The organism is Rhizobium sp. PK7-22 (assembly GCF_056530405.1).
In genome coordinates, this window is sequence record NZ_CP096513.1 from 748,277 (window position 1) to 768,308 (window position 20,032).

The following is a 20,032-nucleotide window of genomic DNA, read 5'->3' on the forward strand; positions in this document are numbered from 1 at the left end:
AGCATGATGCCCTACCGGCAGGCAGCCAAAGTGCTGGCCGAATTCCTGCCGATTGAACCATATCCGCTCGAACCGTGGTGCGATTGTCGACTATGGAAAGCGCCACCGAGCCGGGCTCCGCGTTGCCACGACCCTCGCCGAGTCGGCGGTAAATTCCCTCGTCGGCAAGCGAATGGTGAAGAAGCAGCAGATGCGGTGGTCGCTCCACGGCGCGAATATGCTCATGCAGGTTCGAACTGCGGAGGCAAATGGCGAACCCCGTACTCGATTGCGGGCACCTTTCCGACAGCCTCAAGTAAATGTACCACCGCTATTCAAACCACAACCGCCCCTACTGCACGCCGCCCAACCCCAGAAAGATCACCGGTCTCCTTCCTGGGCGGCAACACCAGCTCTGCCGCCGTTGGGCAGCGGATCCTGAAGCTCTACACCATGGCTGCCGAACGCGAACTGCACGCGAAGATCTTCGGCGCCGGGAGCGAGCCTGCGGCACCTCAGTCGCGGACGACCTCGACGATGACCTGATGGAAGCGCTGTTCTAGCAGATTATCCGTCCTTTCGGATGGTGCTGCCGCTGCGAGATGAGTATTCCCGGTGGCAAAAATCAGGTGCCGGCGCTCTCTCCGCTTCAACTCTGGGCACAGGCAGGAGGTTTGCGGGACGGGGTGAGTCCAGCGATTCTGATAGTAGGTCCGGCATCGCTACCGCTTTCGCCAAGGGCGCGTTGAGTTTCCACAGGTTATCCGAGGCACGATCGAGAACATTGGAGGAACGGATAGGTCGGTCCTCCACCACCTTCGGAACAACGTTGGGGGGATGCCGCTCTAGCTATGCATCTAGTGCCGACGGTCGGCAGCAAGGATTTCGCGCGCGATCTGCTCCAGCGGCACGATACGGTCGACGCCACCGCGGGCAATCGCCTCCTTCGGCATGCCGAAGACCACCGAAGTGGCCTCGTCCTGGGCCAGCGTGAAGGCACCGGCCTCGTGCATCTCGAGCATGCCGCGGGCGCCGTCGTCGCCCATGCCGGTCATGATCACGCCCATGGCATTGGCGCCGGCGGAGCGTGCGGCGGATCGGAACAGCACATCCACCGACGGGCGATGGCGGCTGACGAGCGGGCCGGTCCGGACCGAGACCTGGTAGCGGGCACCGCGACGCTCGAGCAGGGTGTGCTTCTCGCCGCCGGGGGCAATCAGCACATGGCCCCGCAAGACCGGGTCCCCGTCGGCGGCTTCCTTGATCTCGACGGCACAGAGGCCGTTCAACCGGTTGGCGAAGGCGGCGGTGAATTTCTCCGGCATGTGCTGGACGATGACCATGCCGGGCGCATTGGCGGGCAGCGCCTCCAGCATTTCCCGGAGCGCCTCCGTGCCGCCCGTGGACGCGCCGACGCAGACGACCATCTCCGTCGTCTTGGCCATGGCGCCGGCCCTGGGCGGCGGCAGCACGGCATCGGCGGTCAGTCTGGCGCTGGGAGCATCGGCGGGCTTGTAGCGCCGCAGCTTGCCGACCTGCGCCCGCGCCGCCGACTTGACCACGGTGCGGATGCGTTCGCCGCATTCGGCCAGATGGTCGGCCGCACCGATCTTCGGCTTCAGGATGACGTCGACGGCACCCGCCTCCAGCGCCTGCATCAGCGTCTGTGAGCCGGCTTCGGTGAGCGAGGAGCACATCACCACCGGGATGGGGTGCTGGCTCATCAGCTTGCGCAGGAAGGTGATGCCGTCCATCTGCGGCATCTCGACATCGAGCGTTATGACGTCGGGAACGTCGTCGCGGATCTTGCGGGCGGCCATGAAGGGGTCGTTCGCCGTCCCGATCACCTCGATCTCCGGATCCGCGGACAGAACCGCCGTCAGCGTCTGCCGGACGCTGGCGGAATCGTCGACGATCAGCACCCGTATCTTCTTGATCATGAACTCACACGCGCTTGAAGATGGTATTGGCGACCTGTCGAAGCGGCAGGTCAAGACCAGAGACCGTTTCGGAGTGGCCGATCAGCAGATAGCCCCCTGGCAACAGGCAGTCGCAGAGCCGCGACAGCACCCGCTGCTGCGTCGGCTTGTCGAAATAGATCATCACGTTGCGGCAGAAGATCACGTGCATCAGGTCGCCGACCGGATAGGAGGCATCCATCAGGTTGAGCCGGGCAAAGCCGACCCGTGAGCGCAGCTGCGGCGCGATCCGCACCTCGTTGCGCTGTCGGTTCGACGAGCGCATGACGTATTTCTGCATCATGGCCGGCGGCACCGGTTGCAGCAGGTCGGCCGTATAGATGCCCTTGTGCGCCTTCTGCAGGACTTCCGTGGAGAGGTCGGTCGCCAGCACGAAGAAATCGCGCTCCGGCGCCGAAGCCGCCAGGAAATCGGAGAGCACCATCGCCATGGTATAGGGCTCGGCACCCGTCGAGCAGGCCGAGCTCCAGGTCCGGATCCGCCGGTCGGCGAAGCTTTTGAGGATGTCGGGCAGGCCGGCTTCCAACAGATAGTCGAAATGCTTCGGCTCGCGAAAGAAGTCGGTCTTGTTGGTGGTAACCGAATCGATCAGATGCAGCGATTCACTCGCCAGACCGTCGCCTTCGAAGAGATGATCGCAATAGGCGTCGAAGTTGTCGAATCCGGTGACACGCAGGCGCCGGCGCAACCGGCCCTCCAGCATCGTCACCTTGTTGGGCGGCATCTTGATGCCGCTGTAGTCGTAGATGTATTTCGCCAGTCGATTGAAATTTCGCTGGCTCAGGCGGTCGTCGAGAGGCTGGCTCTTCAATGCGGTACTCAAGCAGAGGCTCCGATCAGGCCACGCGGGCAGCTGGTGCGACACCGGACAGGGCGGGTCCGGCATCGGAGAACAGCCGGGCGAGATCGACGATGACCACGAAGCTCTGGTCGCGCCGCACGACCCCGGCAATGTAGTCGGAACGCCAGCGGATCCCGATATCGGGCGCCGCCTCGATCTGTTCCTGCCGGAACGGCACCACCTCGTAGACCCGGTCGGCAACGAGACCGAGCGCCAGGACGCGGTCGCCGATCGGCACGTCGAGAACGAGGATGCGGGTGTGCGGGGTCTTCACCGTCGCGCTCATCCCGAGCCGCAGGCGCAGGTCGATCACCGGCACGCCCTGGCCGCGCACGTCGCGCAGCCCGAGCAGATAGTCCGGCCCGTGCGGGATCTTGAAGGCGTCCTCGTGATCGAGGATTTCCCGGACCACCCCGACGGGCACGGCGAAGAGCTCATCGCCGAGGCTGAAGGTGACGAATTGGAATTCTGCGGATGGTGCGGTCATGGTCATGCGCTCTCCCTGAAGTCTGCATCTTCTGAATCCGGACCACCCATCGACAGGTCGAGCGCGAAGCTCGTGGCACGGGCCTGCTGTGCCAAACGGTCGGTGTAATAGTCCCTGCGGCCACTGAAACAGAGAGGCCGGTTTTCAGCTTGTTTGTGACCAGCATGGAATACCTGGCGGGTTTTCTGAGAGTACGGCTTGCTTGGTGGCAGTTCGACCACCGCAGCGGCTTCACAGAGCTTGCCTGTAGCTCAGATTTCAAGCAGCGAAGAGGTCGGGCCTGTTCGGCCCGACCGTTGCTTAGGCACTTTCGCGGAAGTGCATGTCATCGGCATCCGGACCGCCCATCGACAGGTCAAGCGCGAAACCCTTGGCACGGGCCTGCTGTGCACTTACCGAATGTTCAGGCTTAGAGGTCCGGGCTGGCGGACGAGAGGCAGGACGGCTGAACTGCTTAGCACCCGCTTTGAGGGGGGCGGAAGCTTTTGAAGCCGTCCCGCCGGATGCATCAACACGGAAGAAGGCGATCGACGCCTGCAGCTCTTCCGCCTGGGCAGCGAGCTCTTCCGACGTCGAGGACATCTCTTCCGACGCGCCGGCATTCTGCTGCGTCACCTTGTCGAGCTGCTGGATCGCCTCGTTGATCTGGGCGGCACCGATGTCCTGCTCGCGGCAGGCGGCGGAGATTTCCGACACCAGTTCGGCGGTCTTCTGGATGTCCGGCACCAGCCGGTTCAGCATCTCGCCGGCTTCGGTCGCAACTGTGACCGTCTCACCGGACAGCGTGCTGATTTCAGCGGCCGCGGCTTGGCTGCGTTCCGCAAGCTTGCGGACTTCCGAGGCAACGACTGCGAAGCCCTTGCCGTGCTCGCCGGCGCGGGCAGCTTCAACCGCTGCATTGAGGGCGAGAAGGTCGGTCTGACGGGCGATCTCCTGGACGATCGAGATCTTCTCGGCGATCGTGCGCATGGCACCGACGGCACGGTTGACGGCCTGGCCGGAGTTCTGTGCGTCGAGCGACGACTGGCGGGCGATCTTCTCGGTCTGCGCCGCATTGTCGGCGTTCTGCTTGATGTTGGAAGCCATCTCTTCCATCGAGGCGGAGGCTTCTTCAGCGGCGGATGCTTGTTCTGTTGCGCCCTGCGAGAGGGTTTCGGAGCTGGCGGAGAGTTCCTGGCTGCCGGAGGAGACATTGTCGGAAGCGGCAAGCGCGTCGCCGACAACGCCGCGCAGGCGCTCGATCATCGTGTTGACGTAGCCCAACATGTCGCCGATCTCGTCCCGGCTGGTGATGTCGGCGAAGCGGGTAAGGTCGCCGTCAGCCACGTTCTGTATGGCCTGGGTGGCTTTGCGCAGCCCGCTGTTGATGCTGATCGCGATCCAGAAGGCAGAGCCGATCGCGATGAGGAGTGCAGTGGCCGCGACGATGATCATAACCATGCGCGTCTGCGCGTAGTCCTCGTCGGTGCTCACCTCCGCTTCCTGGAGGCGAGCCTGTTCAAGACCAACGACCTCGGTGAGCAGCGCATCGATCTCATTGGTGACAGCACGCGCTTCGTTACCAGATACCTGGGCTGCGGCTGCGCTGTTGCCTGCGAGCATCAACGAACGAATGCGGTTATCCTGCTCACGGAAGTCGTCAGTAAACCCTTCAACCTTGTTCCACAGCACCATTCCTTGCTCAGTCGCGAGTGTCAGAACGCTCTTGAAAGCATTATCAAACTTGGCGCGTGCTTCGTCGCCTTTCGTAATGTAGCCTTGCATCTCCTGCGTAGACGCAGCCATCAACAGGTTTTTCTGCTGGCGGATTTGTTGCAGCTGCTCGGTGCTGAGCTCCTGAGCAAGCCTCAAGCGCTCAGCAGGCCCTTGAATGACAGTGTTCAGCGTCTGGTTGAGATTGCTCAGGCTGAAGATGGCATAGCCCGCCGTTGCCAGCAGCATCAGAATGACGAAGCCGAAGGCGGCTCCCAGTTTGAATTTAATCGTCGCGCGCATTGGATTGCCTCTTTTAGATGGTGCTGGAGCCGGGTTTCCCGTGCTGTTCATTGTCGAAGAAGATGGCGTGGAGGTTGGGAAGGATGATGAAGTCGCTTCCCCGCTTGACCAGGCAATCGATGAAATCGGGTCGCCAGCGCATGCCGACGCTTGGAGGTGGTTCACCGGCGCTGCGCACCAGGGTAGTGACCTCGTGAACCTTGTCGGTCCGGATCCCGGTGAGGGTCGGCTCGCCTTCGATCTCGAGCTCGATGACGACGATCCGGCTGTCGATGGTAGGCTGCGTCGCCTCCATGCCGAAGGCTAGCCGGATGTCTGCCAGCGGAATGACCTTGCCGCGAAAATTGATGACGGTGCCCACGAAGGCCTTGGCGCCGGGGACCGAGGTTTCCGGCAGAAGGTCGAGGATTTCCTGCACGGCCGCCGCTTCGAGTGCAAAGACCTCTCCGGCGATATCGAAGGTGACGACCTCGATCTCCTCGCGGCCTTCCCAAAGCGCGTCGGGAAGTGTTCTGGCTGCTGCTTCGCTCATCCCGCTGCGCGCAATTGCGCCTCCTGTTGCTGTCCCTCGGAGACCAGATGGCCGACGTCGAGAATTAGGGCGACGTTGCCGTCCCCGAGTATGGTTGCGCCGGAAAATGTTCCGACGTCCTGGTGGAGCTTCGACATGCTCTTGATCACCGTCTGGTGGTCGCCGATGATCTGGTCGACGACGAGGCCGACCCGCTCGGAGCCGGTCGAGATCACCACCACCTTCTGGAAGGGATCGGGCATCGTGCCGGTGCGGAAGAGATCCCGCAGCCGGATGAAGGGTACGAGACTGTCGCGCAGCGAGATGAAGCTGCGTCCCCGTGAGCGCATGTCCTCCTCGATCGACAGCTCGAGGCATTCCTCGACCGCCGACAGCGGGATGACGTAGCGGCCGGAGCCGACCCGCACGAGAAGCCCGTCGATGATGGCGAGCGTCAGCGGGATGGCCAGCGAGATCTCGGAGCCCTGGCCCGGACGGCTGACGACGTTGATCGTGCCGCGCAGGGCATCGATGGTGCGCTTGACGACGTCCATGCCGACGCCGCGCCCGGAGAGATTTGTCACCTGCTGCGCGGTGGAGAAGCCAGGCTGGAAGATCAGCTGGTAGAGGTCCTGGTCCGACAGGCTCGCATTGGCCGCGATCAGGCCCGAGGACTCGGCCTTGGCGCGAACCCGCTCCTTGTCGATGCCGCGACCGTCGTCCTTGATGGTGATGATCACCTCGCCACCCTGCTGGCGGGCGGAAAGCGAGATCGTTCCCGCAGCCGGCTTGCCGGCGGCGAGCCGTTGCTCGGCGGTTTCCAGCCCGTGATCGCAGGAATTGCGCACGAGATGGATCATCGGGTCGGCGAGCCGCTCGATGACGCTCTTGTCGACTTCGGTGGTCTCGCCTTCGGTGACCAGTTCAATCACCTTGCCGGTTTCATTGGCGAGATCGTGCACCAGGCGCCGGAAACGGCTGAAGAGCTGCGTCACCGGAACCATGCGCAGGACCATCATCGTGTCGCGCAGTTCGCCCGATAGGCGTTCCACATCCTCCGAGACCGCCCGCAACTGAAGATCGCCGCTGCCGCCGGCCAGCTGGCTGAGGCGCGACTGGGCGATCACCAGTTCGCCGACGCGGTCCATCAGTTCGTCCAGCCGCTCCGCCGGCACGCGCACGTTCTCGGCGGCCTTGGCGGCTTTCGCATCCACCGTCGCGGGACCCTTCGCAGCGGGCTTGGGGGTCGTGGCAGCCGGGTCTGTTGCCGCGATGACGGCCTCTGCCTCGGCAGGCGCGGCGATGGTCTGGGGTTCGCCCTGAACCTCGGTCACCTCGAGCTGCATGTCGTCCATCACGAAGATGAAGACGTCGTCGATGGCCGAGCGCGGCTCCGATGTGGTCAGCTCCACCGTCCACGACAGGTGAAGATCGACCGGGTTGAGCTGGTCGAGCGGGGGAATAGCGGAACGATCGGCGACGACCCGGCAGTCTCCCAGGTCGCGCAGCTCATCGAGCAGCCCGAGCGGATTGGTGCCGTTCGCCATGGCGTCCTGCGGCAGCGAAAAGCGGATGGTGTAGCGTGTCGTGCTCGGACCGGCCGGGACTTCCGGCACGCCGGCGCCGTCCACGGCCCGCCGAAGACTGGCCAAGAGTGCCTCGCTGGCCGCCTCATGGTCGCCGGCCGGGGTATCGACGAGCAGGCGCATATGGTCCTTTGCTTCCAGCACCGCACCCACGAGATCATGAGTTGCCGGAACCTCTCCCTTGCGAACCCGGTCGAAGGCCGTTTCGCAGTGATGGGTGAAGGCGGCGAGTGCATCGAAGCCGAACATGGCGCCGGAGCCCTTCAGCGTGTGCAGGCTGCGGAAGACGGTGTCCACCTGGTCCTTGTCGCCGAGGTTCACGTTGAGATCGAGAAGACCGGCCTCGATCTGCTCGAGGAGTTCGGCGGCCTCGGTGCGAAAGACCGCAATGGGATCGGGGAAGCTCATCGACCCAGCACCTTGCGGACGATCTTGACCAGGCTTTCAGGATCGAAGGGCTTTGTCAGCCAGCCTGTCGCGCCGGCGGCCTTCGCCTGCTGCTTGATCTCCGCATCCGATTCCGTCGTCAGGAAGATGACCGGCACGCCCGTATGCGCCGGCAGCTTGCGCAGCTCCCGGATCATCGTCAGACCGTCCATATTGGGCATGTTGAGATCGGTGACGATGATGTCGAACTGTCCGGCGTCGAGCTTGGCCAGCCCGTCCTTGCCATCCACGGCCTCGGTGACCGTGTATCCTGCGTTGCTCAGCGCCACGCGCGTTGTCAGCCGGATGCTGGCGGAATCGTCTACTGTAAGAATGCTGGCAGTCACTGTGTTTCTCCCTGGTGGAGCCAGAAGGAACGATCTTGGGCGGTCATCGCTTCAAGGAAACCTCCCCGTCGAAGAACATCCAACAGCGCCCCATCAACAGGGCTAGCGAGAGTGATCTTTTTATAGAATTGTTCTGCGTGAATTCGTGCGGATTCGATGCACTGGACGCCGGACACATCCGCTACGTGATCGGCGGGAATCTCGAGCTTGGCTGCTGTGTGCTCATGAATGAATTTGAGGAGCTGCGCACCAACGGTGCTGACGCCCCGGATTGTGAGATCCTTTGGAGTGAGAAATTTTGTTTGCTCTTCCACGGTGACCATACCTCGACCCAATATAGCTCAGCTATCTGCGGACAAGAGTCAGGTTTCGCCAGTTACCAAATCGTGAAAGCATGCGGGGAGGATATCTACCGTGACTTCTTGTACCGAGGGGTTGAGCACCCGAGACCGGTGGCAGGAGCCTGGACGGCGGCCTTACATTTCAATCCAAATCCGTGTTGGCGATTTGAACGGCCAGGTATCACGGGGACGATTGCGGATCGGCGCAGCCGCTTTCGCAAACTGTTGGCGTCGTATCCCTTGTCCGCAAGGAGATATCGCGCACCCTTCAGACCAGCCAGCAAGTTTGGCGCGACCGGGCTATCTGCCGCATTTCCACCCGTCAGCATGAACGCAAAAGGGCGGTCACGTCCGTGAGGACGTGGATTTTGGTGGTCTGACCACCGCGCGAAGGCCCGATAGCCTGATTTTTAGCCCCCCTTTGCCGCCATGGGCCGAGCGGTGCGCCTTAACATAGGTGCTGTCGATGGAAGTGCTTTTGGTGACCGCGCCGGACCTCGCAAGCGCCTCGACCAAGTCGGTCCAGAACCGTTTACGAGACCAGCGGTTGAAGCGGTTGTAGACCGTGGTCGATGGGCCATAGTCCGCCGGACAGTCGCGCCACCGGCAGCCGACCTTGAGAACATGGATGATGCCGGAGATCACCCGACGATCATCGACCCACCGAGCACCGCCCTTGTTCCTCGGCAAAAGGGGCTCGATGACCGCCCATTGCTCATCCGACAGTCAAAACAAGCGACCTATCCAAACCTCCAACCCATCGACTGCAAGCTTTGAATCTGATTTGCCACGCCAAAGTCAAGATGATCAACGGGTTTCGACCCTAGAACGATTAGGTTCAGCTGTTATTCTGGGGCAGTAGCTAGGTCTGTTAAGCTCAAAGCGACCTCTTTGTGAGACCATACAACGGAACGAGGAGGTTCTTCGAATGTACGTTCTTGCCGTTGACGATAATGGTGGTGAGCGGAATTTTTTAGCGTCGAGTGTCGAGATGATTGACGGCGTTTGCGTAGCCGTGATCAACGACGTGATGACAATTATACCCTTGTCGAACCTAAAAGATGTTGTTTCTATTTACGAAGCCACCGCTCTTGACAGGGTGGAGGAAACGTTTTGCACTGCACGGCAGCAGCAGCTTGCGTGATACAGCGATGCGCAGGCAATATCGAGTCCCTCTCGTCACGGCACCAACTACAGCCGGGTAGGGATCCGCCGAGGAAGTGTTGCCCAATCTCCGCGATCATGCACATCTTTTCCGAGAAATTCATGTGCTCAGTACCAAGCCCCGCGCAAGGGTATATTAGTAGTCTTGCAAAAGGTGCAAATCTACTAAAGCGGTCCCATGAGAAATTTCATTAGCCGAGAACCCCAACCGGATTGGCAGGGGCAGTACGAAAGGGAGCTTGACGGTATATGCTTCCGCCTTCTTGTTCGTGACTCAGCCTCTGGTCGCCGCGTCTCGTTTCAGATGCGGCGTGATGTTGGAAATCAGGTAAGATGGTGCTCAGTGAACAGGTACCACAAAAAGACGTACTCTGCAGCCGCAGAGCTGTTCGCCAAAGAACTGGAATCGCTTTTGGCGGTTCATCAGGTGACGGCTCTGCTACTGGAAGCATGACCAGCTTATCGCTAGTTGTTTACCGCTATCGTGTGTGCCTTTACCGGTATGACGTATCTTCTGGTGCTCGAAAAACGCTCATATCCCGGTGATTGAGACCTGGGATGTAATAATAGGCGACACAAGGGACTGCGGCCCGGATACGGGCTGCAGTCCCGAGAAGTCACTCAAGACTCTGCTGCTTACACCTCGCTCATGCTGAATATTAGATAACCCAATGCGGCCTTGCAGCCCGCGGCTAAGATCGCGAGGCGCTTTGACACGCTAAGTGAAGGTGGCCATCGGGCGGGGAAGGAGTGGGCGTGCCTACAGGCTGCTCTGAGCCTCAAGCCGCCTGCCGGTCCCTTAAGATCAGCACTTCAAGTTCTTCAGCACCCATTGGTTTGCCCACCAGATAGCCCTGCAGCTGATCGCAACCAGCCAGCCCGAGAGCCTTGGCCTGCCTCTCCGTCTCTATACCTTCAGCCGTCACTGGAATATTCAGCGCGGTTGCCAGTGCAATTGTTGCGCTCAGGACACCTGAGCCGCTTCCAGCATCATCCAAACCCCATACGAGGGAGCGGTCAAGTTTCATCCTGTCAAACCCGAACTGCCGTAGGGCTCCAATGCTGGCGAAGCCGCAGCCGAAATCGTCCAGCGCGAACTTTATGCCGAAAGCCTTCAGAGCAGTGATCGCCCGTCGCGCTTGATCCGGATTTGAAATAAGGACACCTTCGGTGATCTCCAACGTCAGCCGGCGGGCATCGAATTTCTCCTTTTCCAGGAGCGCAACCACTCCTTCTACAAAGTTCGGATTGCACAACTGGATAGGGGAGATGTTCACCGAAAGGGCCAGGTTGCCCCATTGGGAGGCCGCGCGGATCGACGATGCAAGAATCTTCATGCCCAACTCGTCTATCATGCCCGAACGCTCGGCCAGGGGTATGAAGATATCGGGCGCGACTGAACCCGTTTCCGTCTGCCATCGCGCCAAGGCTTCGACACCGCATATCCTCTGCGTGCTCGCCGAAACAAGCGGCTGAAATACCGGCTTTATCGCGTCTCGCGCAAGCGCCTGCCGCAATTGCCCTTCGAGGCTGGCAATCTGCTCGCGTTCGGCATCCAGTTCAGGCACGTAGGCGTAGGCTTGACCCCGGCCCGTTTCCTTGGCCTTGTACAAAGCCATGTCTGCGCGCCTCATCAGCTCAAGTGGATCGAGCGCCGAGGCCTGAGAGGCGTGGCCTACACTACCGCCTATCTCGATCGTGCGACCGCCAATTGTGAAGGGCTCGGCAAGGCAAGCGACAATCTCACCACTGAATCCTTCTGGATCACTTGCGCCCACCTGCAACAAGGCGAATTCGTCACCACCGAAACGGCCTGCTGAAACCACTTCCGCATGGACGGTCTGCAGACGCGACGAAACCATCTTCAGAAGCTCATCGCCGACAGCATGTCCCCACGCGTCGTTGACGGCTTTGAAGCCATCAAGGTCGGTAAGATGCAGCGTCAGGCTAGCGTCCTGTCCCCGGTCGGCACCCGCTCGCGCCGCAAGAGCTTCAATCAGCCCCCGTCTGTTCAGTAGTCCTGTCAGCCCGTCGTGCGTCGCCTGATGACGAGCAGCATCAGCCAGCGATCGAAGCGTAGATGCTTCTTTCCGGCTGCTCATCAGGATCAGAACCAGGAAGGCGACCAGCAATCCTGCTGCTGTGACCACGTAAGGCCGAGTCTGAACGAAGACCGCGGAGCCAGGCCTTTGGCTTGGCCATGCAAGGTAAGCAACTGCCTTGCCGTCCAATCCGAGCAGCGGAACGCTCAACAACTGCCCCGCGGGCGGGACCATGCGGCTCAGACGCAGCCCCATCAGTTGGTATTCAGAGGCAATCTGATCGACCACAGCATCGGAAACCACCTTGAAGAAGCTCAGGACACTGAAGGATTCGTCAGTGATGGAGGCGGAATAGGGCTGGATCGAGCCAGACCCCAGCAAAGCGATATCATCGCCTGCTACGACGAACGTCAGGATCGGATCCTGTGTCGGCGAATTCGACTTCTGGATCTGCGCAGCAAAGTCGGGGCCGATGAGCTGGTGAGGGTCAAACTCCTCTCCTTTGTGATAGGCGGAAATGGTTCGGCCATCTTTCGCGAGGACTACAGCCCCATCATAAAGGGGATAGTCTTCAGTTGTCTTTCCCCAGTTCTCATAGGTCCAGTTCCCAGCATCTTCGGAGTTGACGGCGGTATAGGCATCATCCCAGACCGCGTTGTCTCTGACCGTAGCCGCCAGCTTCTGCTGGAAAGACAGGGCCGCCGCCTCAGCCGCTCGCACAGCTCTCGCGTCGTCCATCTCGTTTGCGGAATCGCGCATTGCAAGTATCGCGAACGCAAGGAGCCCGGCAATGGAAAGAGCAAGCAGCAGGGTACCAAGGGCTGTCGCAAAAGCTATCCCACGTGATCCAGTCGAACCCGCAGCCTCAATGTCGCTCATTTGAACATCCAGATGACAGAGATGATGTCCATTGGACGGCAGAAAGACGTCATGTCCGCTTATGCGCTGCATCTGAAACGAATAGCCCAAGAGTCCTTCTCAAAAAATAAGCGTTAGGATTAATTATTGTTGAAGATGATACTCGAGGAGATCAATGACCTCTTCCCGCAGACGCAGATCCCAAGCTTTGAGCGAGAGCCGCTGAGGGAGTGTTCGAAAAGAACGGCGCTAATCGAGGCGCCCCAAATAACTCGATGTGCGGCGTGGAAGGACGCTCGGGTACTGAGGTCGATTCACGCTTCCCGCCGATTCCCGGTCAGCGAGGAAGAGCGCGTCCAAATACAATCGGGAAACCGACGCCGTCCGGTGCGCACGTATGACCGGGTGCGCCGCGTCCTCCAGGTCGCGACGTGTGCTTCCGGAACGACCGGAGGACAGCAGCCAGACAAGGGCGGCAACTGGATGTTGTTCCGACCGGCCAGAAGGCTTTTGGTTCGGAGGCTCCTGGCACGTTGTTTCAACGCGTACATTAGAATTCCTTGATGATCTGGTAACGAGGTTATGACATCTTGCGTCTCAGGATGGCGATAACGCCGGCAATTCCCTGCTGCTCAGCCACCCGTTAGTGTCCTACTGGCTGGAAATATCGAGATCGGACTGATGAACGTGAACGGGACATCAGGCACTTCACGTGCAAACCCAACGCACCTGGTTACAAGCCTTCAAGAACTGTCGCCGACAGCTAGCAAAGAGGTTGAACACCTCCTTGCAGGAAGAACACGAGACATCCAGCTAAGCCCGGAGCTGACGCGGCGGTTCCGGGACCGGTCGTGGCCGCAAATGTCTAAAATCGTTCGGGCCTGGATGATCTGGGTGGTGGTCCTCGATCTCTCGACCTTGGCCGTCAATGCGGTTTTGCTTCCGACAGAGACCGTGAGGCTTATGTTCGCTCCCGCGTCCATCCTCATTCCCGCAGCTCTAGGCTCTCAGTTTGTCTTCCGGAAACCCCATCCCTTATGGGTGCATGGAGCAGCCATCCTTCTCGGGGTGTTTCTGATCCTTATGTCGGTCGCGTTGGTCGGCGTTTCGGCTGGAGGAGAGTTCTACGAGCGTCACCTGACGATCATGCTGTTCGTTGCCGTGACCGCCATCATCATTTTCCCTGTTCCCTTCTCCTGGACCATGAGCATCGCGGCCTATGCGCTCGTCATTTATCTGGCATACCAAATGAGCAATCCCATAATCGGAAGGGGAAGCGCACTGGCAGGCGCACTCTTCTTCGCAACAGGAGTCATTGCAACTGTCGCAGCCCGTCATACTGCCAACATACTGGCGTACAAGACATTCCTCCTCGTGCTCCGGGACCGAATGCGCCTTGAGGAATTGACGGACACCAATGCCCGGCTGGAGCTGCTCGCACGGACCGACCCTCTCACAGGTATCGCCAACCGCCGCTGGATGATCGAGACGCTCGATTGGGTGTGGGGCGGCGATGGAGAGCAGACACCAGAGAATGCGATCCTGATGTGCGATGTTGATCACTTCAAGCAACTCAATGACCGCCTTGGTCATGCCGAAGGCGATCGCTGTCTCGTCAAGATCGCGGGCATCATCCAGAGCAGCCTGCGCGACGAGCGCGACCAGGTCGCTCGGTATGGCGGAGAAGAGTTTCTCGTGCTCCTAAGAAATGCGGATGAAAAGGAGGCTGCCGTCGTTGCGGAGCAGATCCGCAGCCGTGTGGAAGCGGCGTCTTTGCCCAATCCTCTGTCCACCACCTGCCCATACGTCACCGTCAGTATCGGGGTATCAGTCACCGAGGAGGGCGAGCATAAAATATCCGCAGACGCGCTTCAGCGGCAAGCGGACGAGGCGCTCTATCGCGCAAAGCAGGGTGGGCGAAATCGGGTGGCAATTTTCAGACAGGGTCCATCAGGCCAGGCCACCTGATGCCTCCGCGAAACGTCGTCGCTCCAACTGTACTAACCAAGGCACGTTGCGGCGAAGGCGGCTGACCGCTGGCGGTCAAAGATGCACGGGCTACCATAAAATCAACTCCCAAGCCTGCACCGCCTAGGCGCTGTCGAACCTCCCGACATCCTCGCCTTCAATACAAGGAGGCGCCCACACTGCGCAGAGACGATCTGAAGCCGCCGCCAGGACGATGTTGCTCTCAGGAAGGCGCGGTGGCGGCGGCTCTGACCGACCTGGGAGCGCTAACTGCCGTCGCGCGTTGGCACAATTGCATCGGGCACTATGCCGGACGAGCCAGTCGCCTTGAAGGGATCAGAACCGGCGAACCGTTAATTAAATCCTGCACTCAGGTGGGGGCCCAGTGAAGAACAGTGCGCCAAGCCATTGAGATGACGTGTCATCGGCGGAGGCTTCCGCTGTATTTTGGCAACTCATGTTGGCTGCCGCCCAAGCATCCAGAACTACGACCACGGTGATGACACGCTGATGGTGGCTTTAGGGAGGCGATCTCCGAAAGCTACCTTCCTCGATTGGCTGCGGCTGGCGCGGCGCGTAACCCGCCGGAGGCGGGATCCGTGAAAATGCCTACTTCGTGCCCCTGCCGGGGATCAGCCGCTCATACTCGCGTTCCGGAACCCCATAAGAGCCGCCAGCCAGCTCCTCCAGCTTTACCCGATCGACGATGTGTATGTTACCCCGTGTCGCCTTGATGATCCCGAGGCCTTCGATGACGTGGATCTGGTCGGTCACGCCCGATCGCCTGACACCAAGCATCAGCGATAGGAATTCGTGTGTCAGCGGCAAGTCCGGCGAACGGAGCCTGTCGTGACACATGAGCAGCCAGCGAGCCAGGCGCTGTGGCATCTGGTATCTCGCGCTCGCCAATGCCGAATGCGCAAGCTGCAGTTCGCACGATTGAATGTAGCGAAGCAGGAGGTCGGAAGCTTCGGGATGCTGGAGCAAGATTTCTTCGAAGAGGTCGGAGGGAATGGCCAGACCTGAACCCGCCACCTGCATGAACGTCTTGTTCGGCGTTTGCTTCGTTTTCAGGAGGAGGTGAGTAGCGCTCATACCCTCAAAGCCGAGATGACCGACTTCGATTGTCTCACCATCGAGAGCTCTGGCAACGACGGATCCAAGGCCTCCTCCGATAAAGACGACGCGGGTGGTAGGAACGTCAGGCTCTACAAGAACATGCCCTACTGGAAGATCGACCGGTTCAAGCTGTTTCGCAAGGGCAGAGAAGCACCGCGGCGGCATCGCCTTTAGGAGCCGATTGTGAACTTGAGATTGATTGATCAGCACTTTTCCCTTCTCCAACGGGAAAGAGCCCGAACCCATACACACCGCCGATTGCAGCGAGCACTGCCCCATCAATGCGATACCTATTCACGATCCGCCATAATCTATCTTGGGATTGTACGGTTCTGACATTTGATGCGGTGACTGCGAGGGCTTCTCGCGCCGCATTGCTCATCTCGCGCCGGTGACGACAGTCGTCAGCTCCACTGTTAGAACGAGCTCCCCGCCCTCGCCCACCACCCGGATCGCAAGCCCCCGCCCGTTCCAGAGGCTATTGTCTTCAGCCATCATCGTCGCCGCGGTCCTTACCGCCAGCGGGAGAACCAGATCCCCGGATGCCACTTCCGTTCCTACCTGGTCGAGGAAGTCGAGGTCATGATGGATGTGGAAGAAGTAGCGGCCCATTACGCGCCCGTCTACAGGTTCTTGATCGCGGACTTCACGCTATCAACCGCCCGGCCGACGACGTTCAGCTCAGTCCGCGAAACAAGGTCACCAGCGCGATCGGCGACTTCCCTATCCCCTCTCTCCGTGCGATTGAGGTGCAGGTATGCGGACTCGTAGTTCGCAGCTCGGCGCAAACGCTGCGTGTCCAAGATAGTGAGGACTTTGTTCTTGAGCTCGATCAAGCCCGCAGCTCGCAAGTCCTGCAATGTCTTGTTTACATGCGGAGGAGTGAGGCCCGTCGCATCCGCCAGGTCATCCTGGGTGATCGGGAACGAGAAGCTGTCGTCGGTGGTCTCGCCCACAATTCTGTGGCGGATGAGCATCTCGTAAAACAGGTGCGCAATCTGCTCTCGGGCATCCCTACGGCCATGATCCACGATCCATTCGCGCAAGATCCCTGAATCGACCATGGTGCTCCACCAGAGCGCCTTGGTGATGTCGGAGGACTCAGTCAGCAGCCTTTCGATCACCTCAGCAGGGATAAGGACACATGTAGTGTCCGTCATCGCAATGATGTCATGATCCATTGCGCGAAGAACAAACACTTCCACATCGCACAGATCTCCCGGCACCAGGAACGCCATAATCTGGCGACCGCCGTCTGGGAGGATCTTTGAGCGGGCTGCTAACCCGGTCAGCAGCAGATGAATGCTCTCTACTTCCCTACCCTCTTCAATAATGACGTCGCCACGCGAGAACGTCGAAGTCGGGTAGCTGAGAAGCCGGTCGAGACGTTGTCGGTCGTTCTGGTTAAACCGGATGAACTGCTCGAGCTTCATTGTCAGCGAGTTTGCCACAGCAAGCGCCTCCTGAGGTGAGAACGCATCTGCCATGTCAGTGTTCCGGAATCGAGCCGCTGTTCCTGAGGTAGATCCAGGTAAACTTCCTAGCGGCAGTTGGCGCCACACCACCTGACGCCGCTGCAAGAATCACGGCGCCTGCTTGGGGCCGCCGCGAGGGCGGCCTTCATGACGAGGCATGGCGGCGGTACTCTGATGTTGCGAGCGAGACCCCAAAATGGCAAAGAAGGCGGCCCTCGAGGCGCCGATTTCTTTGCGGTTCGTATCATCAGACTTTGGCAGTCTCACCTGCTTCACGAAGGCTGACAAAGCGGGTCGTGACGGTCGCAAGGTTTTCATCGATCCACTTGGCCATGCTCTCCTCCTCCCGCAGATTCGTCTGCAGAGCCGAAGTGGCGAGGGAGAAGCCGCCGGCTTCCGCAACCGTCAGAAGAGATTTGTAGGCGGCAATTTCGAAGTGCTCGAATGCGTAGTTGGCAAAGGAGTTCTTGAGAATTTCGTCGCCAGCAATTGAATGCCCCATCGCCGCCATGCCGCCGGTGAAGGAGAGCGCCATGTCCTTGAGCGACGAGTGGCTTTCATCGAGCTGCTGAAGGAGTTCCTCGATCCGCGTCATCTGGCCCTCGGTTTCCCGGACATGCTCTTCCAGGCGACGGGCGACCTCGGGATAGTTCTCTATGCGGGAAACCTGCGGCTTCATGATCGAGAGCGCCTGGCTTTCCATGGCATGAGCGTTCTTGAGGCCAGTCACGAAGACTTCGCGGGTTGCGTTGGTGTCAGCCATACGGGATATCCATTCGTGTTGATTTCGTTGCTGTTCAACGGGAAGGCCTCGCAAATGTTCCACATTGGCGTCTCCGGCTGGGTGCCTATTCTCTGCCGTGACTTATCTTGCAGAAGCATCCCAGCGTAATCAGCTAGGGCTTCTTCCATCCCTGGAAGCGACTATCTCCTGTTCGATTGCTCAAAGCTCGGACACGTCACACTCACCTGTCCCCATGCATTGGACTGAGCCGCACCGGGTCTGCCTGCGAATCGGACCTGATGCTCAGGGATGGTACGAGATGATGAGCTCCTCCGCTTGCTAAGCGTGATCCGCGAATGGCGCTTGGGGAAGCGCGTGGGTCTTCCTAGTCGCAGTCGGTACAGCTCTGACCAGTCCCTCTTCCTCGCCATCCCAACTTCTTACACCACTTGGCCACTGTCACTCTGGGCCGATGGGATGAAAGCCGGCATCAGATCCCGAAGGACCTCCAAGAAGGTCACTTCGGCCAATGACTTTCCGTCCTCACCCGCGATAACCACTGCATCTGGCTCAACCTGCCTTGCCTGCCGTAGTCGTTCGGCGATTAAGTCACGGACCCTTCGATTGCAACCAGACGTGCCGCCTGAATATCAGGAAGCTCGGTTCCATCCGGGTCCTCAAGGAGAAGATCGCTTTGGCGGATGTGGAAGTAGTACAGGGGCATGTGGGCGGAACCATCGGCTCGGCATCAAGTTCCATCACACGGTTGCTAGCTCCAAATGCCGCTGGGCGGGTGGGGCAACAGGCGGAGATACGAGTTGCTGAACACAACAAACATACTTCTATCGCGGCTCACTGGCAGCGACCGAGACCTGCTCGTGCGCCGCCTCGAAACGGTGCCGCTGAAGCAAGGGGACGTCCTATTTGAGCCGAATGAGCCGATCGAGTATGTATATTTCTTTGACGGAGGCCTCTCCTCCGAAATCGCCATGAACGGTGGCGGAAGCCGGATTGAGGTCGGGTGCGTCGGCCGCGAAGGCTTTTCAGGGGCGCCTGTGGCTTTGGGGGTCGACCAATCTCCGCACCGGTCTTTCATGCAATCCGATGCACACGCCCTACGCATACGGCGAGATGATCTACAAGAAGCTATGGCAAGAAGCCCCACCCTCAGATCGCTTCTTCTGAAATACGTCCACGTTTTCATGATCCAAATCGCAGCAACTGCTCTTGCAGACGGCAGGTACAATGTCGAGATGCGACTCGCCCGTTGGTTGTTGATGTCGAACGACCGGTTGGGAGACCAAATGCCCCTCACTCATGAGTTTCTTAGCTTGATGCTTGGCGTCAGACGACCCAGCGTTACCGATGCGCTTCATATCGTGGAGGAGAAGCGCGCGATCCGGGCGCACCGGGGCATCATCGTTGTCCGGGACCGTCGCAAGCTGGAGGAGATTGCCGGGGATTGCTATGGGGTACCTGAAGCCGAGTACCGTCGGCTCATCCTGACCTCATAAGCTCGGGAAAATGTCTGACCGAGGATAACACAGCGGCAGAAGGCTGAATGGAAGAACCCAGGGCAGTGGCGTGGGAGGAAGCCGTGAGCAACGACTGACTTCATCGTGGAGCTGGTGCGGGCGGCAAAGAGGCCCAAGCAGCTGACGAAACTCGAATGGCGGGAGCTATTGCTGAGGACCATCGTCATGGTTCGGTTTATGCGAAAGTCGATCGGCGCCCCTTTAGCCCAGAAAGAGGGCGACGTGATCGTAGAATTGCAGTGTCACGTAGCCGCCATTGGTAGCAACGCGCCGATGCCGGAAGAGATACGCGATGTGCTGTTGACTGCGGCTGGCATGATCCGGGATATGCACGTGGTGATGGAAACAGGGACGGAGGAGCCGCCTCGGTTCAAGCACCTCAAGTGCACGATGATCGAGATCAGTACGAGCAAACCTGACATAGCAACAACAAAGACGGCGGCCCCGAAGGGCTGGTCAGATGTCTGAGCTGTTCTATTGCGCTGACGGCTCTCCTGATGCAGGCCGCGGACCCAGCTCTTCAAGTGCCACCTGCCGCAGCAGGATTAGTAGGTCGAGTTTCAGAGCTGGACCGATTATTGATAGGTCCGCAGTTCGGATCGGATTGTCGCTCTCCCCACAGCAGGTTGAAATCGGTGACCGCTGTGCTTGGCGC

At 59.8% G+C, this 20,032-nt stretch carries 18 protein-coding genes and 2 pseudogenes; 5 read left to right on the plus strand and 15 right to left on the minus strand.

The genetic code is table 11. The features are described from left to right. Window positions 1-52: 52 nt before the first annotated feature. Window positions 53-319 (plus strand): annotated as a pseudogene (locus M1E10_RS03740) (ISKra4-like element ISMet1 family transposase); the annotation flags it as partial. Between the two features lie 517 nt (window positions 320-836). On the opposite strand, the gene M1E10_RS03745 reads toward M1E10_RS03740, so the two are convergent. From M1E10_RS03745 to M1E10_RS03785, 9 genes and pseudogenes are all read right to left on the minus strand, one after another. Then, entirely contained in the window at window positions 837-1,919 is a 1,083-nt protein-coding gene (locus M1E10_RS03745) for a protein-glutamate methylesterase/protein-glutamine glutaminase (RefSeq protein ID WP_499172782.1), read from the minus strand. Between the two features lie 4 nt (window positions 1,920-1,923). Continuing rightward, window positions 1,924-2,844 (minus strand): CheR family methyltransferase, encoded by a 921-nt coding sequence (locus M1E10_RS03750; protein ID WP_499172783.1) that lies wholly within the window; start codon window positions 2,842-2,844, stop codon window positions 1,924-1,926. Further along, window positions 2,795-3,292, minus strand: a complete 498-nt coding sequence (locus M1E10_RS03755; protein WP_499172784.1) for a chemotaxis protein CheW — start codon at window positions 3,290-3,292, stop codon at window positions 2,795-2,797. Before M1E10_RS03755 ends, M1E10_RS03750 begins: the two co-directional genes overlap by 50 nt. Window positions 3,293-3,586: 294 nt before the next feature. Beyond that, window positions 3,587-5,281, minus strand: a complete 1,695-nt coding sequence (locus M1E10_RS03760) for a methyl-accepting chemotaxis protein (protein WP_499172785.1) — start codon at window positions 5,279-5,281, stop codon at window positions 3,587-3,589. A 13-nt stretch (window positions 5,282-5,294) separates the two neighbouring features. Further along, complete coding sequence (locus M1E10_RS03765; RefSeq protein WP_499172786.1) at window positions 5,295-5,813, minus strand: CheW domain-containing protein; 519 nt, start codon at window positions 5,811-5,813, stop codon at window positions 5,295-5,297. Beyond that, window positions 5,810-7,786: a chemotaxis protein CheA gene (locus tag M1E10_RS03770; RefSeq protein ID WP_499172787.1), complete on the minus strand. Its 1,977-nt coding sequence runs from the start codon at window positions 7,784-7,786 to the stop codon at window positions 5,810-5,812. Before M1E10_RS03770 ends, M1E10_RS03765 begins: the two co-directional genes overlap by 4 nt. Then, on the minus strand, window positions 7,783-8,151 hold the full coding sequence (locus M1E10_RS03775) for a response regulator (protein ID WP_029621227.1): 369 nt from the start codon (window positions 8,149-8,151) through the stop codon (window positions 7,783-7,785). The genes M1E10_RS03770 and M1E10_RS03775 overlap by 4 nt, the downstream gene beginning before the upstream one ends. Further along, window positions 8,148-8,474 carry an STAS domain-containing protein gene (locus M1E10_RS03780; RefSeq protein ID WP_499172788.1) on the minus strand — a complete coding sequence of 109 codons (327 nt, stop codon included), beginning with the start codon at window positions 8,472-8,474 and terminating at the stop codon, window positions 8,148-8,150. The genes M1E10_RS03775 and M1E10_RS03780 overlap by 4 nt, the downstream gene beginning before the upstream one ends. A 176-nt stretch (window positions 8,475-8,650) precedes the next feature. Next, window positions 8,651-9,218 (minus strand): annotated as a pseudogene (locus M1E10_RS03785) (IS5 family transposase); the annotation flags it as partial. 202 nt (window positions 9,219-9,420) lie between these two features. Here M1E10_RS03785 and M1E10_RS03790 point away from each other — a divergent pair. Then, window positions 9,421-9,636: a hypothetical protein gene (locus M1E10_RS03790; RefSeq protein ID WP_499172789.1), complete on the plus strand. Its 216-nt coding sequence runs from the start codon at window positions 9,421-9,423 to the stop codon at window positions 9,634-9,636. A gap of 799 nt (window positions 9,637-10,435) precedes the next feature. On the opposite strand, the gene M1E10_RS03795 is transcribed toward M1E10_RS03790, so the two are convergent. Continuing rightward, window positions 10,436-12,577, minus strand: coding sequence for a bifunctional diguanylate cyclase/phosphodiesterase (locus tag M1E10_RS03795; protein WP_499172790.1), 2,142 nt, complete (start codon window positions 12,575-12,577; stop codon window positions 10,436-10,438). Between the two features lie 729 nt (window positions 12,578-13,306). On the opposite strand from M1E10_RS03795, the gene M1E10_RS03800 reads away from it, so the two are divergent. Then, window positions 13,307-14,524: a GGDEF domain-containing protein gene (locus M1E10_RS03800; RefSeq protein ID WP_499173467.1), complete on the plus strand. Its 1,218-nt coding sequence runs from the start codon at window positions 13,307-13,309 to the stop codon at window positions 14,522-14,524. Between the two features lie 609 nt (window positions 14,525-15,133). Here the strand turns inward: M1E10_RS03800 and M1E10_RS03805 are convergent. From M1E10_RS03805 to M1E10_RS03825, 5 genes are all read right to left on the minus strand, one after another. Then, window positions 15,134-15,889 carry a Crp/Fnr family transcriptional regulator gene (locus M1E10_RS03805; RefSeq protein WP_499173468.1) on the minus strand — a complete coding sequence of 252 codons (756 nt, stop codon included), beginning with the start codon at window positions 15,887-15,889 and terminating at the stop codon, window positions 15,134-15,136. Window positions 15,890-16,021: 132 nt separating this feature from the next. Then, window positions 16,022-16,255, minus strand: coding sequence for a DUF6894 family protein (locus M1E10_RS03810; protein ID WP_499172791.1), 234 nt, complete (start codon window positions 16,253-16,255; stop codon window positions 16,022-16,024). Between the two features lie 11 nt (window positions 16,256-16,266). Continuing rightward, on the minus strand, window positions 16,267-17,130 hold the full coding sequence (locus tag M1E10_RS03815) for a Crp/Fnr family transcriptional regulator (RefSeq protein ID WP_499172792.1): 864 nt from the start codon (window positions 17,128-17,130) through the stop codon (window positions 16,267-16,269). A gap of 235 nt (window positions 17,131-17,365) precedes the next feature. Next, on the minus strand, window positions 17,366-17,881 hold the full coding sequence (locus M1E10_RS03820) for a ferritin-like domain-containing protein (RefSeq protein WP_499172793.1): 516 nt from the start codon (window positions 17,879-17,881) through the stop codon (window positions 17,366-17,368). Window positions 17,882-18,446: 565 nt separating this feature from the next. Next, a complete protein-coding gene (locus tag M1E10_RS03825; protein ID WP_499172794.1) occupies window positions 18,447-18,566 on the minus strand; it encodes a DUF6894 family protein in 120 nt (39 codons plus the stop codon). 94 nt (window positions 18,567-18,660) lie between these two features. On the opposite strand from M1E10_RS03825, the gene M1E10_RS03830 reads away from it, so the two are divergent. Next, window positions 18,661-19,356 carry a Crp/Fnr family transcriptional regulator gene (locus M1E10_RS03830; RefSeq protein WP_499172795.1) on the plus strand — a complete coding sequence of 232 codons (696 nt, stop codon included), beginning with the start codon at window positions 18,661-18,663 and terminating at the stop codon, window positions 19,354-19,356. Between the two features lie 186 nt (window positions 19,357-19,542). Further along, the gene (locus M1E10_RS03835) at window positions 19,543-19,845 is read left to right on the plus strand and encodes a hypothetical protein (RefSeq protein WP_499172796.1); all 303 of its coding nucleotides are present in this window, start codon (window positions 19,543-19,545) and stop codon (window positions 19,843-19,845) included. Window positions 19,846-20,032 lie beyond the last annotated feature (187 nt).